Origin of the sequence: Mycobacterium sp. EPa45, assembly GCF_001021385.1 — a bacterium.
In the GTDB taxonomy this organism is placed as follows: Bacteria; Actinomycetota; Actinomycetes; order Mycobacteriales; family Mycobacteriaceae; genus Mycobacterium.
In genome coordinates this window covers 2111104-2126222 of the sequence record NZ_CP011773.1, presented here as the reverse complement: position 1 = coordinate 2126222, position 15119 = coordinate 2111104, and the positions used below count along the sequence as shown (strand labels likewise).

Genomic DNA, 15119 nt, shown 5'->3' with positions numbered 1-15119 from the left:
CGCAGCGCCGCGCTCACCGGTGGTCGGAGAACCGCACGCGTAGGGCGTCGAGGTCCCCGCGCAGGCGGCGGGCGTCGGCGTCGACGTCGTCCCATCCGGTCGAGGTGGGATTCCAGGGGCCGTGACCGGGGTCGAGCAGCGTAGCGAGGCGGGAGGCCACTCGGGAGAACCATGTACTCATGCGGACCATCTTTTCCAGGGACTGGCTTGCCTTTCAATAGCCAGTTGGCGCATACTGGCTTGCATATGACGACGACGATGACAGCCCGGACCCTTGATTCCGACCTTCTGGTCCGCGAATTGGGCAACTGGCGGACCTCCAGCAAAAGTGGCCCGACCTACCAAGCGCTCGCCGACGGGCTGCGGATGCTGATCGTCGACGGCCGGCTGCCGGTCGGATCGCGCGTGCCCAGCGAGCGCGCGTTGGCCGATGCGCTGCGGGTCTCGCGCACCACCGTCACCGCGGCGTACACCGAGCTGAACGAGAGTGGCTATCTGCATGCCCGGCGCGGCGCCCGCAGCACGGTCGCGCTCCCCCACAAACCGGTGAGCGTGCCCACCGATACGCCGGCCACGATCAACCTGGCCTCGGCCGCACTGGCCGCCCCGGCCAGCGCCGTGCAGGAGGCCTTCACCGAGGCGGCCCAGCAGGCCGCGTCGTATCTGCACCAGACGGGCCACGACATGCGCGGGGTACTGGCCTTCCGGACCGCGATCGCCGAACGCTATTGCGCCAGAGGGTTGCCCACCACGCCCGACCAGGTCATGGTGACCAGCGGTGCGCAGCATGCGATCGCGTTGATCCTGGCGACCTATGTTCAGCCCGGTGATCGCGTGCTCGTCGAGCAGCCCACCTATCACGGCGCACTCAGCGCGATCGCGACTGCGGGCGCCCGGCCCGTGCCGGTCGCGATGACAAGGGAGGGTTGGGAACTCGACGCCGTGCACGCCGCCGTCCGTCAACTCGCCCCGACGCTGGCCTACTTTGTGCCCGATAACCATAATCCGACAGGGTTCTCGATGCCGCCCGCCGACCGCAAGCGAATTTGCGACATCATCGCCGAGACCCGCACGCGCACAGTCGTCGACGAAACCCTCACCGATGTCTGGCTGGACGCGCCGATGCCACCGCCGGTCGCCGCGTGGATGAGCTCGCGCACCGACCTGCTCATCACAATCGGTTCGATGTCGAAATCGTTCTGGGGCGGAATGCGCATCGGCTGGACCCGGGCCGAACCGAGTGTGCTGGCCACCATCCGCGCGATCCGACCGTCCATCGACTTGGGCACGTCGGTGATCGAACAGCTGGCTGCCGCAAGACTTCTCACTCTTCGGGCCGACGAGGTCCTGCCCGAACGCCGGGAGATTCTGAAAGCGCGACGGGCAGTGCTGCTCGAGCTTCTCGAGCAACATCTACCCGAATGGCGTCCGCTGCCGGGTACCGGCGGCATGTCGCTGTGGGTCCAGCTACCAGCACCGGTGAGTTCGGCGATGTGCGCCTCGGCGTCACGACTGGGAGTCGAACTGCCGCCCGGCCCCCGCTTCGGTGTCGACGGCACCCTTGAGCGGTTCGTCCGGATTCCGTTCGCGTTGCCCGAGGACGAGCTGACCGAGGCCATCGAACTGCTCGGGCGGGCGTGGCGCAGCATCACCGGATCGGCCACCGTCGAATCCACGGCCGTGGTGATCTAGCGATTTCGGCGCGAAAACGCTCGCTCAGCGGCGGTTTCCGCGCCGAAATCGCTGCTCTACTCCGGCGGGATCTCGACCCGGCGCAGCATGCCGTCGACGGCGTCGGCGGCCTCGATCTCAGCGCGGGTGATGCCGAGGATGAACAGCACGGTGTCCAGGTAGGGATGGCTCAACGAGGCGTCGGCAACCTCACGCAGCGCGGGCTTGGCGTTGAACGCCACCCCCAGCCCGGCGGCGGCCAGCATGTCGATGTCGTTGGCGCCGTCACCGACGGCCACGGTCTGCTCCATCGGTACGCCGACCTGGCGGGCAAAGTCGCGCAGCGCCTTGGCTTTTCCGGCCCGGTCGACCACCTGGCCGACGACCCGCCCGGTCAGCTTGCCGTCGACGATCTCGAGTTCGTTGGCGGCCACGAAGTCCAGCATCAGTTCGTGTGCCAGCGGGTCGATCACCTGGCGGAAGCCGCCGGAGACCACACCGCAGTAGAAGCCCAAGCGGCGCAGCGTCCGGATTGTGGTGCGCGCGCCCGGGGTCAGCTCGATCTGCTCGGCGACCTCGTCGAGCACGTCGGCCGGCAGGCCGGCCAGCGTCTCCACCCGGCGGTGCAGCGACTCGGCGAAATCCAGTTCACCGCGCATGGCCGCGTCGGTGACGGCAGCGACCGCCTCCTCGGCACCGGCATGGGCGGCCAGCATCTCGATGACCTCACCTTGGATGAGCGTGGAGTCAACGTCGAACACGATGAGCCGCTTGGCCCGTCGCTCCAGGCTGTAGTTCTCGACGGCGATGTCCAGACCCTGTTGGGAGGCCACCCGCGCCAGTACGGTGCGCAATTCGCCACCAACACCGGGCGGCACCGACACCCGCAACTCCAGACCGGTCACCGGGTAGTCGGAGACGCCGCGGATGAAGTCGATGTTGACGCGAAGCGCCGCGGCCTCACGCGCCACCACACCGAACGCCGCAGCCGTGATGGGCCGCCCGAGCACCACGATGGTGTGCGTGGATGGCTCGCGGATGATCGGCATGTCGTCGCTGCGCTCGATCGTCACGTCCAGCCCGACGCGGTGAATCGCGTCGGTGACATCTCCGCGCAGCTGCGCGCCGTCGGCCACGCTGGCATGGCCGGAGACCAACACTCCCAGCGTCAGTCGCCCACGGATGACCACCTGCTCGACGTTGAGCAGGTCCACTTCATGGCGGGCCAGCACTTCGAAGAGTGCCGAGGTGACTCCAGGCTGGTCGATACCGGTGACGGTGATCAGCACCGACACCTTGGACACACTCATACCCCGAGTTTGCGGATCCCGAGTTAGGTGCGGACGTTCTCGTCGTTCCGCGTCACGTCCCCGTCAGCGGGGCCATGGGCGCGGCCAACGTGGGCCTCCGCACGCATCCGCTCGATCATGTGCGGGTAGTGCAGCTCGAACGCCGGACGCTCCGAACGGATCCGGGGCAGCTCGGTGAAGTTGTGCCGCGGCGGCGGGCACGAGGTGGCCCACTCCAGCGAGTTGCCGTAGCCCCACGGATCGTCGACCGTGACGACCTCGCCGTAGCGCCAGCTCTTGAACACGTTCCAGGCGAACGGCAGCACCGAGACACCGAGGATGAAGGCGCCGATGGTCGACACGATGTTCAGCGTCTCGAAGCCGTCGGACGGCAGGTAGTCGGCGTAGCGCCGCGGCATGCCCTCGTCACCCAGCCAGTGCTGCACCAGGAACGTGGTGTGGAAGCCGATGAAGGTAAGCCAGAAGTGCAGCTTGCCCAGGCGCTCGTCGAGCAGGCGTCCGGTCATCTTCGGGAACCAGAAGTAGATGCCGGCGTAGGTGGCGAACACGATCGTGCCGAAGAGCACGTAGTGGAAGTGCGCGATCACGAAATAGCTGTCGCTGACGTGGAAGTCCAGCGGCGGGCTGGCCAGCAGCACACCGGACAGACCACCAAGCAGGAACGTCACCAGGAAGCCCAGCGAGAACAGCATCGGCGTCTCGAAGGTCAGGCGCCCCTTCCACATCGTGCCGATCCAGTTGAAGAACTTGATGCCGGTGGGCACCGCGATCAAGAACGTCATGAACGAGAAGAACGGCAGCAGGACCGCTCCGGTGACGTACATGTGGTGGGCCCACACCGCCACCGACAGCGCCGCGATGCTGATCGTGGCGTAGATCAGGGTGGTGTAACCGAACACCGGCTTACGGGAGAACACCGGGAAGATCTCGGTCACGATGCCGAAGAACGGCAGCGCGATGATGTACACCTCAGGGTGCCCGAAGAACCAGAACAGGTGCTGGAAGAGCATCGTGCCACCGTTGGCGGGGTCATAGATGTGCGCACCCAAGTGGCGGTCAGCGGCCAGGCCGAACAGCGCAGCGGTCAGCAGCGGGAAGGCGATCAGCACCAGGATCGAGGTGACGAAGATGTTCCAGGTGAAGATCGGCATGCGGAACATCGTCATGCCGGGGGCACGCATGCAGACCACCGTGGTGATCATGTTGACGCCACCGAGGATGGTGCCCAGACCACCAACAGCCAGGCCGAGGATCCACAGGTCACCGCCGGCGCCCGGGCTGTGCATGGCATCCGAGAGCGGGGTGTAGGCAGTCCAGCCGAAGTCGGCGGCACCGCCGGGGGTGATGAACCCGGCCAGCGCGATCATCGCGCCGAAGACGAACAGCCAGAACGACAGCGCGTTCAGCCGCGGGAAGGCGACGTCGGGGGCACCGATCTGCAGCGGCAGCACCAGGTTGGCGAAGCCGAACACGATCGGCGTCGCATAGAACAGCAGCATCGCCGTTCCGTGCATGGTGAACAACTGGTTGTACTGCTCGTTGGACAGGAACTGCAGGCCGGGCACGGCCAGTTCGGCGCGGATGAACAACGCCATCAAGCCGCCCATGAAGAAGAAGATGAAGCAGGCGACGCAGTACATGATGCCGATCAGCTTGTGATCGGTCGTCGTGACGAGCTTGTAGATCAGGTTGCCCTTGGGGCCCATCCGTGCAGGTACGGGTCGAGTGGCCTCGAGTTCGCCCCGCGAAGGCACAACGGCAGTCAACTGTCCTCCAAAAATCGTTAGCGCGCCGAGAACGTGTACTTGATCCTAACCGTCGCTCGCTGCCAATGGGGTGTGGGTCCTACATTCTGTCGTATTCGTGATCGCGACACCTTCAGCCGCAGCTCAGCGACTGTGCAAGAGCTGGGTGTTACGGTCGGCGTCGTGCTGATCGGTGGTGAGCGTGCGGGTGTCTTCATGGCCGCCGGAGCAGTGCTGGCCGCAGTCGCCATGACGGTCGCCAGCGGGTGCTCCTCATCGCCGCAGACGCCCGCGCCGCCGGCTGCGCACAGCCTGGTCACCAGCACCACCAAGATCGCCGGCGCCGGTGTGTTGGGCAACCAGCGCAGGCCCGACGAATCGTGCGCGCCCGAGCCGGCCCGCCTCGACCCGGGCGCACCGGACCCGCAACGGATCGTGGTGCTGGCCGGTGACGAGCTCGACGCGCTGTGCGCGCTGGGCCTGCAGGCGAGGATTGTCGCCGCCGCCCTGCCGGACGGGTCCAACAGCCAGCCGTCGTATCTGGGCAGTGTCGTCCACGGTCTGCCCGGCGCCGGTTCGCGTAGCGCACCGGACCTCGCCGCGATCACCGCCGCCAAACCCGATCTCATCCTCGGCTCCCAGGCGTCGACCCCGCAGTCGTATGAGGCGCTGTCGGGCATCGCCCCGACGGTGTTCACCGACGCCCCCGCCGCCAAGTGGCAGGACAACCTGCGCGCCGTCGGGACCGCGACGGGTCGGGGTCAAGCCGCGGGCGATCTGGTGGGGACGTTCATCGAGCAGGCCAAGCAGAAGGGCATCGCCAACGACGCCGCGCACTTCCAGGCCTCGATCGTCCAGTTCACCGACACCACGATGCGGGTGTACGGCGCAGAGAATTTCCCGGCTTCGGTGTTGGCCGATGTAGGAGTGGATCGACCTGCGGCACAACGCTTTACCGATAAACCATATGTAGAGATCGGGATCACCGACGCCGATCTGGACCGCTCCCCGGACCTGTCCCCCGCCGATGGCGACATCGTCTATCTGTCCTTCGCCTCGCCGTCGGCCAAGGATCGGGCTCCGGCCGTCCTCGACAGCGCGGCCTGGCGCAAGCTGTCGGCCAACCGCGACAACCGCGTCTTCGTCGTCAACAACGAGGTGTGGCAGACCGGTCAGGGTCTGGTCGCTGCCCGCGGCATCCTCGATGACCTGCGCTGGCTCAACGCACCGATCAACTGAACGTCTGCCGTCGAAATTCACGTTTCGCAGGACAAGTGCGAGTGCAGCGCGACAAAACGTGAAACTCGACGGTCCCAGGTAACGTTCGCCACGTGTTCCATGTGCTGACGATCACCTACGACAAGCCGCTCGACGTCGTCGACCGGACCCGGCCTGCCCATCTGGCGTTTCTGAATGACGAGGTCGCGGCCGGTCGCCTCCTCCTCGCCGGGCGCCTGGAAGACGGCAGCGGCGGCGTCCTGATCACCACGGATATCAGCACCGAGGATGCCCAGAGCATCATCGACCGCGACCCGTACACGCTGGCAGGCGTAGTCAGTTATCAGCGGTTATCGTTCAACGGCGGGGTACGCGCAGCGGGGCTGTAAACCTCGTCACGTCGGGATTACGAACCTGCCCCGGCGGGTTATCCCTCATGGTCGCAACGTTGCGACACAACTTGCACTCAAAACGCTGAATAGATCAGTGCTGCCTGAACGCGATCACGAGGACACGATGAGCACAGTTACCGCTTACGCCGCCACGTCGGCAACCGAACCGTTGACCAAGACCACCATCACCCGCCGCGACGTAGGTGCGCACGACGTGAAGTTCGACATTCACTTCGCAGGCATCTGTCACTCGGACATTCACACCGTCCGCGGCGAATGGGGCCAGGTCGAGTACCCGATGGTTCCAGGGCACGAAATCGCCGGTGTAGTAACCGAAGTCGGACCTGAGGTCACCAAATACAAAGTGGGCGACCGGGTCGGCGTCGGCTGCTTCGTGGACTCCTGCCGCGAGTGCCCGAGCTGTCAGGCCGGCCTGGAGCAGTACTGCAGCAATCCCGGAATGGTCGGAACCTACAACGGCGTCGGCCGCGACGGACAGCCAACGCAGGGCGGGTACAGCGGTTCGATCGTCGTCGACGAGAACTACGTCCTGCGTATCCCCGACAGCGTGGAGCTGGATGCGGCGGCGCCCCTGTTGTGCGCCGGCATCACGCTGTACTCGCCGCTGCGGCACTGGAATGCCGGGCCCGACAAGAAGATTGCAGTCATCGGCCTCGGCGGTTTGGGACACGTTGGCGTGAAGCTCGCCAAGGCGATGGGCGCCCATGTGACCGTGCTCAGCCAGTCGCTGAAGAAGATGGAAGACGGTCTGCGCCTTGGTGCCGACGAGTACTACGCCACCAGCGATCCCGCGACATTCGATAAGCTTGCCGGCAAGTTCGACCTCATCCTCAACACCGTTTCGGCCAACCTGGACCTGAACGCCTACCTGGGTCTGCTCGCTCTGGACGGCACGCTTGTTGAGCTCGGCATGCCCGAACATCCGATGGAAGTGCCTGCAGGCGCGCTGATCATGGGTCGACGCAGCCTGTCAGGTTCGCTGATCGGGGGAATCGCCGAGACCCAGGAGATGCTCGATTTCTGCGCCGAGCACGGCGTGGCCCCCGAAATCGAGGTCATCCAGCCCGATTACATCAACGAGGCGTACGAGCGGGTCCTGGCCAGCGATGTCCGGTATCGATTCGTGATCGACACCGCATCGCTGCGCGGCGAGTAGCTCAGTCGCCGGCGGTCTCTTCGGACACACCGGCCAGCGGCCAGCCGGCCGCGGCCAATGTGGCCGCGACGCGCTGGATGTTCTCGGGGCCCGCATCGTGGTGACTGACGTCCTTGATGAACTCGGCGATCTCGTCCTCGTCGATCCCGCCATCAAGTGCCGGTGAGTCCTTGGCGGTGAGTTTGGCGACGACCTCTTTGATCTGATCCTCGGTCAGCGGCGTCGCGCGCAAGAGCGCCAGCAGCGGCACGCGGTCTGGACCGGGAACCCCGTTGGGGTAGCCGGCCCGCAGCCAAGTCAAGATCGAGTTCAGCAGCGACGAAGCGGTCACGCGGCTCAGTCTCTCGGTTGCATCGCAGCTGCGCCAGCACCGATGGGACAGTTCGCCGCCGGTTCACACCGAGTTCACCGGTCAGCGGCGCATTTCGCCAGAAAACTGACCACCGCATCGGCGAACAGATCATTGCGGTCACCGGCGACCATGTGCCCGGCGCCGGCGACGTCGACGAACTCGATCTGCGGGAAGCGCCGCAGGAATGCGTCCGCGCGTTCCGCAGTGACGAGGTCGCTCATCTGTCCGCGCACCAGCAGCATCGGTAGTCCGCCCGCCAGGATCGCGTCGACCGCGGAGTTGATGCGATCGACGTCGGTCACCTCGATGGGTGGGCGGGCCGCGGTGCCGTCGATGAACTTCGGATCCCAATGCCAGTACCAGCGGCCGTCGCGCTCACGAAGATTCGCGCGCAGGCCGTCAAGATCGTCGGGGCGGGGCCGGTGCGGGTTGTACTCCTGGATCATGTCGGCCACTTCATCGAGCGAGGTGAAGCCGGACTCCATGCGGTCGTACATGAATTGGTGGATTCGCTCAGCACCGGACGGGTTCATGTCCGGGACGATGTCGACCAGGACCAGCGCGCGCAGCGCATCCGGCGCCAACTCACCGGCGAGCACCATGCCGGTGAAACCGCCCAGTGACGCGCCGACGAGCACGGGGCGCGGCGGCAGCTGGCGCAGGAGCTCCAGCACGTCCCCGGCGAAGCTGACGACCCGATAGTCCCCCTCCGCCGACCAGTCGGACTCGCCGTGCCCACGCAGGTCGACGGTCACCGCCTGCCAGCCGCGGGCAGCCACGGCCGCAGCCGCACGCCCCCAGGATCGGCGAGTCTGCCCGCCGCCGTGCAGGAACACGACGGCCGGTGCGGCCGGGTCGCCGAAGCGGTCGGCGGCGGTGCGGATGCCGTCGATACCGGGGGCACTGAACGGTTCGGGTGTGCTCACGCCATCAGTAGTACCGTGTTGAGCGGGCAGCGGGAGTCACGATCGATCGCACGCCTCAGGAAAGTTCAGCCGCGAAGGCTCCGGTCGATCCTGGTGCGCAGCCGATGGCCGCCAGGGACGTGATCGAGAACGAGATCGGCGAGCCGGTCGCGGATCCGCTGGTGCTCGGGGGCGGTTGACCGTCGTTGGCCGAGTTCGTGGTACCCCGCGGCGGCCCACACCGTCGCGATCGCGGCATCGAGATATCCGGCGTGAGCGCGGTGACGGTCGCTGAGCGCCAAGGCCGACGCGGTGATGGCGTGCACCAAATCAACCCAGACACCCATTGCCAGGACCTCCGGGCTCGGTCGCACTCCCGACAGAACGGCCTGAAGGAGTTGCCGCGCACCGAGGATGCGCGCCACGACCAGGCTGGTGGTATCCACCCGCCGGGTATGAGTCACGCGCAGCATGCGGTGCGGACTGGCCAGGAGCGCCGCGCCCCACGCGGCACGCACGATCTCGATGCCGCGAACGCGTCGGCGGTCGCGCGAGTCTTGCCTGGTTGTCACCGTGGTGCTCAACACGATTCCTGCCGAAACTTTGTGGCACCTGCCGCCAGCTTCATGCCGTGCCCGACGTGCGTACTCGTCACCGGCAGTACTCCTTCGCTGGGGGTGGGAACACCGTCGAACATCTCCGCCTCGAGGCGGGTGTGGTCGATGAAATATTCGAGGTGGCGCAAGCGTGGAACGGCCGCCGCGACTGGAACATGCAGTGCGGGTGCACAGTGTCCGGAGACGTCGAGGTTGTGCGCCGCCGCGATGTTGGCGGCGGCCAGCCAGCCGGTGTAGCCGCCGCATCGCGTGACGTCGAGTTGTAGGCAGTCCACCACCGGCGCCAGGCGGCGCGCGTCGTAGCGGTTGGCGATGTACTCGCCGGCGGCGACATCGCACCGCACGGCACCGCGTACGGCAGCGAGCCCCTTGATGTCGTCGCTGCTGACCGGTTCCTCGAACCACGTCACCCCGAGCCGGTCCAACGCCGCGCCGACGCGGCGCGCCTGCCCGGGCGTGTAGCCACCGTTGGCATCGACCATGAGCTCGACCGTGTCCCCGACCAACTCGAGCAGCCCGGTGACCCGCGCCAGGTCTCGGTCGGTGTCGCCACCCCAGGACTGGCCGATCTTGATCTTCATCGTGGTGCATCCCGCGTCTTGCCACACGCGGACCTGTGCGGCGAGTTGGTCGTCGTCAAGGTTGGTGAATCCACCCGAGCCGTAGATGGGCACCGACGTGCGGCAGCGTCCCAACATCGCCGCCAGCGGGAGCTCGCGCAGGTGCGCGATCAGATCCCACAGCGCGATGTCGACGGCGCTGATGGCCTGAGCGACCAGACCCGTGGTGCCGAAGTTGCGGCATGCACGGTTCATGGCTTCCGTCGCGCCGGGGATATCTGCGGCTTCCCGACCCACCACGACATCACGCAGATGATGGGTGATGACTGCTGCTGCGCCCGGCGAACTGTAGGTCCAACCGAGCCCGGTGGCGCCCGCCGCGTGGGCATGTACGACCACGGCGGTCGTGGCCTCCCACTGCAGGGTGCCGTCGGCTTCGGGTCCTGCGGTGGGCACTCGGTAGACGGTCACGTCGAGACCGTCAATCAATGGCGAAGACATTGCTACACAACCTTTCCGCTGCACGTCACGATGCGACCGCGTGGCGCTTCATCAGCTCCGCGGCGCGCGCGGCCAGCGCCATGACGGTCAGCGCAGGGTTGGCCGCGCCCTGGGTGGGCATCACACTGCCGTCCACGACGTAGAGGCGAGCCACACCGAAGACGCGGTGCTCGGCATCGATGACCCCGTCCTGCGGCCGGGTCGCCATCCGTGCGCCGCCGACCAGGTGGGCATAGCGCTCCACCGACATGACCTCTTCTGCGCCGGCCGCCCTCAGTAGGTCGGCCATGACCGTGCCGGCGGCGTCGATCAGTTGCTTGTCGTTGTCACACTGGCTGTAGGCGAAGTGCGCGACCGGCAGGCCGTGCCGGTCGGTTTCGTCGGCCAGGGTGACCCGATTGTCCGGCAGGGGAAGCAGCTCACAGAGCGCGCCGAGCGTCGACCAGTGAACATAGTCACGCATGTACTCTCGCAGCGTCTGACCCCAGTGTCCCTGAGCAGCAACGTGTTCAGACCACGTGATCGGCAACGGACTGACGGTCTGGATAGAGAATCCCCGCCGGTACGGCTTGCTGGGATCCGTCTCGTAGAACTGCTCGCTGCTGACTTCCGGTGGCGGTGCCTTGTACATCCGGATTTCCTCGTCGAAGCGACCAGCGACCTGGGGCGCGCCCTGCACCATCAAGTGGCGGCCCACGTGATCGTGATCGTTGCCGAGACCGTCGGGATAACGCGCCGTCGCCGACAGCAGTAACAAGCGCGGCGTCTCGATGGAGTAGCCCGCGATGACCACGGACCGCGCGAATTGCCTGTGCACCTTGCCGTCCCGGAAGTACAGGACCCCGGTGGCCCGCCCGGTGTCGTCGTCCACCAGCACGCGGCTGACGTGACAGTCCGGCCTGACCTCGGCGCCATGTGCCAGGGCGTCGGGAATATGAGTGATGAGCGGGCTCGCTTTGGCATTCACCTTACAACCCTGGATGCAGAAGCCCCGATAGATGCAGTGTGGCCGATTGCCGAAGCGTCCGTTCGGGATCGCGACCGGGCCCACACGCATGTCCACCCCCAGTGCCCGCGCACCGCGCAGCGCTATCAGCCCGTTCCCGCTCACCGGGTGGGGGCTGTGCGGGTATCGGTGCGGATCCCCCCATGGCCAATCCTGGCCCGCCACCGGCAGTTCGGCCTCGATCTGCTCGTAATAGGGCCGCAAATCGGCGTACTCGATGGGCCAGTCGACGCCCACTCCATCGCTGGTATAGGTACGGAAGTCCGACGGGTGGAAGCGGGGGGTATACCCGGCGTAGTGGACCATCGACCCTCCGACGCCACGGCCGGAATTGTTGGAGCCCATCGGAACCGGGTTGGAACCGCCGATCTGCCGGGGGTCGGTCCAGTACAGGCCGTGTGAGCCGCGCTCGTCGCTGACCCAGTCGCGATCGGGGTCCCAGAACGGTCCCGCGTCGAGCAGCACCACGCGCCATCCGGCTCGGGCCAGCCGTTGACCGAGGGTGGCGCCGCCCGCGCCGGCGCCAACGATGACCACATCGACCTCGTCGTCGGGACCAAACTCGCGCATGTCCGCGCGCAATCGGTGGTTGGTTCGAAAACCGTTGTTGGGCACCAACCATGCTGAGTCGTTGCGGCTTCTCACCGCCCTGCCGTCACCCATGGGTCCGCCGCCTTTCGGGTAGATCGGAGTCGGCTCGCCGCGCGCGCTCCACCCTCTCGGCGAACGGAACCGGGTCAGCGTCGCAGTGGTCAGAAACCTCATAGGATTCGTGGGCGTCGATACCGGCATTGAGATAGCCGCGGGGGTAAGCCGGTCCGGGAAAACCCATTTCGTTCCACGCCCACGGATGGGAATAGAACGCCGTGCAGGCGTACCGCGTCCATAGGCTCCACACATGAGCGGCGGGCCAACCATGCCAACTATCACCGGCATCGGCGATGTTCTGGACGTCCTGCAGTAGCCGCGCCTGCCGGGCGGTACTGAGGTCGTCGTAGCCGGTGCCGTAGCGTTCATGGGCGTCCCCATCGAGGGCAGCCAGCGAGTCCCGCCACGCCTGACCGTCCCCGGGCATGTCGTCGTAGTGCCATCCGTCGGTTTCCCCTGCGGCCAGCCGAGAATCGATCAATTCGAGCACCGGCACCCTCGGCTCGGCGTCTTGGGCGAGCAGCAGGTCCAACAACTGTCGCGCAACCGCCACTTCGCCGTCGGTGAAGAACGACAATCCGCCCGGCGGCGCCAACCGTCCGAGTACGACACCGGCGGTGACCTCATCCCACGTGTGCGCTTGCGCCAGCACGTCGAAACCGGGGAAACGACCCCGGTCCTGCGGAGTGACGCCTCGATCGCGTGTCGGGTGGAACAACATCAACGGGCGCCCTGTCCCGACGTCGGCATATCCTCGCGACGAAGCAGCGAGGCAAGCAATCCCATTCCGCCGACCAGTGACGCAAGCAGTGGGGCAAACGCTGGTGGCCCGGATTCAACGTTGTACTTGGTCAATCCGCCTGGCCGCTGCCGGATTCCGCGCCAGTGCAGATAGGTGCCTTGAAGCCCGTTCACGACGATCAGCGCACTGGCAGCGGGTAACAGCGTGTGCGCCGCGCGACGCGAGAGAAACCCCGCCAGCCCGGCCGGCACCGCGGTGGGAACGATAACGACTGGCCAGTACATCATTCGGTTGCCGAAACTTGCCCCGTCATGGGAGAAGTAGATCTCTGCGGTGGTGACGGCCGCACCGGCGGCGGTCAACGCCGCCAAGGTGCGTTCAAAACGTCCGGTCCGGATGGCCTGCACTGCGACACGCACGAGGTTCATGAACGGCCCTTCTTCTCACCTGGAAAGTATTGCTGCACTTTTTGTTTGATTCCCTGCCTAATGAAGTCGGCACTGTCGTCGTCGCCACCGACGACCGCGGCCACCAGAGACTTCGCCTGGTCGAAGGTGGCGTGTGGCGGAATCGGTGGCACGTTCGGATCACAGCGGACGTCCAGCACCGTTGGCCGGTCTGCGGCCAAGGCGCGGTCCCATGCATCGCCGAGCATCGACGGGTCGTCGATGTTGTCGCCGTGCAGCCCGAGGCTGCGGGCGAATCCGGCGAAGTCGACATCTGGAAGGTTCTGCGACGCTTCGAATTTCGGTGAGTTCTCCATCGCCCGCATCTCCCAGGTGACCTGGTTGAGATCATTGTTGTGCAGGATCGCGATGATCAGGCGAGGGTCGGTCCACTGCTTCCAGTACCTGCTGACGGTGATGAGTTCGCTGAGACCGTTCATTTGCATCGCGCCGTCGCCGACGAAGGCGATGGTGGGCCGGTCGGGGTGTGCCCACTTGGCGCCGATGACATACGGTACCCCGGGGCCCATCGTGGCGAGCGTGCCGGACAGCGAGCCGCGGACGTCGCCGCGAAACTTCAGGTGCCGCGCGTACCAATTGGCCGAGGAGCCCGAGTCGGCGGCGATGATGGCGTTGTCAGGCATCCGTTCGGACAGTTCCCAGAAAATCCGCATCGGATTCACCGGGTCGGCGTCGGTCATGGCCCTGCGCTGCACGGTGGTCCACCAACTCACCACCCACTTCTCGATCTTCTCCCGCCAGGACCGGTCGGTCTTGCGCTCCAACAACGGGATCAATGCCCGCAGCGTGCTCTTGGCATCGCCGACGAGATTGATTTCGTAGGGATAGCGCATCCCGATCCATTTGCCGGACCGGTCGATCTGCACGGCGCGTGCCTGGTCGAGTTCGGGCATGAACTGGGTGTAGGGGAAGTTCGAGCCGACGGTGAGCAGGGTGTCGCAGTCCTGCATCAAGTGCCAGCTGGCGGTGGTGCCGAGAAGTCCGATCGAGCCCGTCACCCACGGCAGTTCGTCGGACAGAACATCCTTGCCCAACAACGCTTTTGCCGCGCCAGCACCGAGCAGGTCGGCAACTTCGGTCAGTTCGTCAGCGCATCCGCGCGCGCCCTGCCCCACGAGCATGGCCACCTTCTGACCGGCGTTGAGCAGATCGGCCGTTCTGCGCAACGCGTCATCGTCGGGCACCGCGCGCGCCTGTGACATCCCCAGGCTGGACGGCACCTGTTTGAACGCGTGACCCGGCGGTTCGTAGGTCAGCTCGAAGACGTCGGAGGGCACGATGATCGCCGTGGGCGCGCCCTCGCTGAGGGCAACGCGGATGGCACGATCGATCAGGTTCGGCAACTGCTTGGGCACTGTGCACATCTGCACGTAGTCACTGCAGACGTCCTTGAACAGACTGAGCAGGTCGATCTCCTGCTGGTAGGAGCCGCCCATCGCGGAGCGTTCGGTCTGGCCGACGATCGCGACCACGGGAACGTGGTCGAGTTTGGCGTCGTACAACCCATTGAGCAGGTGCACCGCACCCGGCCCGCTGGTGGCCACGCAAACGCCGACCTGGCCAGAGAACTTGGCGAAGCCGACCGCTTCGAACGCGGCCATCTCTTCGTGACGCGCCTGCACGAACTGGGGCTTGTCATCTGCCCGTTCCCACGCGGCCAGCAGCCCGTTGATGCCGTCTCCAGGGAACCCGAAGACTTGTTTCACACCCCACTCCCGTAAACGGGCGAGTAGGACGTCAGCGACGGTGTCGGACATGTCACTCCTTCACAAGTGTTGTCAGGCCTTGGATATCGGTGCGCAAATTCT

15 protein-coding genes are annotated in these 15119 nt (G+C 66.1%); 4 read left to right on the top strand and 11 right to left on the bottom strand.

The features are described 5' to 3' along the window. Nucleotides 1-13 precede the first annotated feature (13 nt). Nucleotides 14-181 (bottom strand): hypothetical protein, encoded by a 168-nt coding sequence (locus AB431_RS30785; RefSeq protein ID WP_158423530.1) that lies wholly within the window; start codon nucleotides 179-181, stop codon nucleotides 14-16. 65 nt (nucleotides 182-246) lie between these two features. Here AB431_RS30785 and AB431_RS10075 point away from each other — a divergent pair, with 65 nt between their 5' ends. Further along, nucleotides 247-1692 carry a PLP-dependent aminotransferase family protein gene (locus AB431_RS10075; RefSeq protein WP_047329793.1) on the top strand — a complete coding sequence of 482 codons (1446 nt, stop codon included), beginning with the start codon at nucleotides 247-249 and terminating at the stop codon, nucleotides 1690-1692. Nucleotides 1693-1748: 56 nt separating this feature from the next. Here the strand turns inward: AB431_RS10075 and serB are convergent, their stop codons facing one another. Beyond that, nucleotides 1749-2981 carry a phosphoserine phosphatase SerB gene (gene serB, locus AB431_RS10070; RefSeq protein WP_047329792.1) on the bottom strand — a complete coding sequence of 411 codons (1233 nt, stop codon included), beginning with the start codon at nucleotides 2979-2981 and terminating at the stop codon, nucleotides 1749-1751. A 23-nt stretch (nucleotides 2982-3004) separates the two neighbouring features. Further along, nucleotides 3005-4747: a cytochrome c oxidase subunit I gene (gene ctaD, locus AB431_RS10065; RefSeq protein WP_162489410.1), complete on the bottom strand. Its 1743-nt coding sequence runs from the start codon at nucleotides 4745-4747 to the stop codon at nucleotides 3005-3007. 162 nt (nucleotides 4748-4909) lie between these two features. On the opposite strand from ctaD, the gene AB431_RS10060 reads away from it, so the two are divergent. The 3 genes from AB431_RS10060 to AB431_RS10050 all read left to right on the top strand — a co-directional run bounded on the left by AB431_RS10060 (nucleotide 4910) and on the right by AB431_RS10050 (nucleotide 7513). Further along, a complete protein-coding gene (locus AB431_RS10060) occupies nucleotides 4910-5965 on the top strand; it encodes an iron-siderophore ABC transporter substrate-binding protein (protein WP_200902713.1) in 1056 nt (351 codons plus the stop codon). 92 nt (nucleotides 5966-6057) lie between these two features. Next, a complete protein-coding gene (locus tag AB431_RS10055) occupies nucleotides 6058-6333 on the top strand; it encodes a YciI family protein (RefSeq protein ID WP_047329790.1) in 276 nt (91 codons plus the stop codon). Between the two features lie 127 nt (nucleotides 6334-6460). Further along, nucleotides 6461-7513, top strand: a complete 1053-nt coding sequence (locus tag AB431_RS10050; protein ID WP_047333280.1) for an NAD(P)-dependent alcohol dehydrogenase — start codon at nucleotides 6461-6463, stop codon at nucleotides 7511-7513. Nucleotide 7514: 1 nt separating this feature from the next. On the opposite strand, the gene AB431_RS10045 is transcribed toward AB431_RS10050, so the two are convergent. From AB431_RS10045 to AB431_RS10010, 8 genes are all read right to left on the bottom strand, one after another. Next, nucleotides 7515-7844, bottom strand: a complete 330-nt coding sequence (locus AB431_RS10045; protein WP_047329789.1) for a DUF3349 domain-containing protein — start codon at nucleotides 7842-7844, stop codon at nucleotides 7515-7517. A gap of 74 nt (nucleotides 7845-7918) precedes the next feature. Next, nucleotides 7919-8791, bottom strand: a complete 873-nt coding sequence (locus tag AB431_RS10040; RefSeq protein ID WP_082135617.1) for an alpha/beta fold hydrolase — start codon at nucleotides 8789-8791, stop codon at nucleotides 7919-7921. A 65-nt stretch (nucleotides 8792-8856) separates the two neighbouring features. Continuing rightward, nucleotides 8857-9354 carry a hypothetical protein gene (locus tag AB431_RS10035; RefSeq protein WP_235435874.1) on the bottom strand — a complete coding sequence of 166 codons (498 nt, stop codon included), beginning with the start codon at nucleotides 9352-9354 and terminating at the stop codon, nucleotides 8857-8859. Then, nucleotides 9351-10448, bottom strand: coding sequence for an enolase C-terminal domain-like protein (locus AB431_RS10030; protein WP_047329787.1), 1098 nt, complete (start codon nucleotides 10446-10448; stop codon nucleotides 9351-9353). The genes AB431_RS10035 and AB431_RS10030 overlap by 4 nt, the downstream gene beginning before the upstream one ends. Before the next feature lie 25 nt (nucleotides 10449-10473). Next, nucleotides 10474-12024: a GMC family oxidoreductase gene (locus AB431_RS10025; RefSeq protein WP_235435913.1), complete on the bottom strand. Its 1551-nt coding sequence runs from the start codon at nucleotides 12022-12024 to the stop codon at nucleotides 10474-10476. An 85-nt stretch (nucleotides 12025-12109) separates the two neighbouring features. Then, nucleotides 12110-12823, bottom strand: coding sequence for a gluconate 2-dehydrogenase subunit 3 family protein (locus AB431_RS10020; RefSeq protein WP_052960246.1), 714 nt, complete (start codon nucleotides 12821-12823; stop codon nucleotides 12110-12112). Beyond that, nucleotides 12823-13272: a hypothetical protein gene (locus tag AB431_RS10015; protein WP_047329785.1), complete on the bottom strand. Its 450-nt coding sequence runs from the start codon at nucleotides 13270-13272 to the stop codon at nucleotides 12823-12825. The genes AB431_RS10020 and AB431_RS10015 overlap by 1 nt, the downstream gene beginning before the upstream one ends. Next, nucleotides 13269-15068, bottom strand: a complete 1800-nt coding sequence (locus AB431_RS10010; protein ID WP_047329784.1) for a thiamine pyrophosphate-requiring protein — start codon at nucleotides 15066-15068, stop codon at nucleotides 13269-13271. The genes AB431_RS10015 and AB431_RS10010 overlap by 4 nt, the downstream gene beginning before the upstream one ends. Between the last annotated feature and the right edge of the window lie 51 nt (nucleotides 15069-15119).

What these genes read in the sequence shown, in the direction of transcription:
- AB431_RS10075 (WP_047329793.1), top strand. Translation starts at nt 247, where the DNA reads ATGACGACGACGATGACAGCCCGGACCCTTGATTCCGACCTTCTGGTC.
- AB431_RS10010 (WP_047329784.1), bottom strand. Translation starts at nt 15,068, where the DNA reads ATGTCCGACACCGTCGCTGACGTCCTACTCGCCCGTTTACGGGAGTGG.
- AB431_RS10015 (WP_047329785.1), bottom strand. Translation starts at nt 13,272, where the DNA reads ATGAACCTCGTGCGTGTCGCAGTGCAGGCCATCCGGACCGGACGTTTT.
- AB431_RS30785 (WP_158423530.1), bottom strand. Translation starts at nt 181, where the DNA reads ATGAGTACATGGTTCTCCCGAGTGGCCTCCCGCCTCGCTACGCTGCTC.
- AB431_RS10050 (WP_047333280.1), top strand. Translation starts at nt 6,461, where the DNA reads ATGAGCACAGTTACCGCTTACGCCGCCACGTCGGCAACCGAACCGTTG.
- AB431_RS10030 (WP_047329787.1), bottom strand. Translation starts at nt 10,448, where the DNA reads ATGTCTTCGCCATTGATTGACGGTCTCGACGTGACCGTCTACCGAGTG.
- serB (WP_047329792.1), bottom strand. Translation starts at nt 2,981, where the DNA reads ATGAGTGTGTCCAAGGTGTCGGTGCTGATCACCGTCACCGGTATCGAC.
- AB431_RS10025 (WP_235435913.1), bottom strand. Translation starts at nt 12,024, where the DNA reads ATGCGCGAGTTTGGTCCCGACGACGAGGTCGATGTGGTCATCGTTGGC.
- AB431_RS10020 (WP_052960246.1), bottom strand. Translation starts at nt 12,823, where the DNA reads ATGTTGTTCCACCCGACACGCGATCGAGGCGTCACTCCGCAGGACCGG.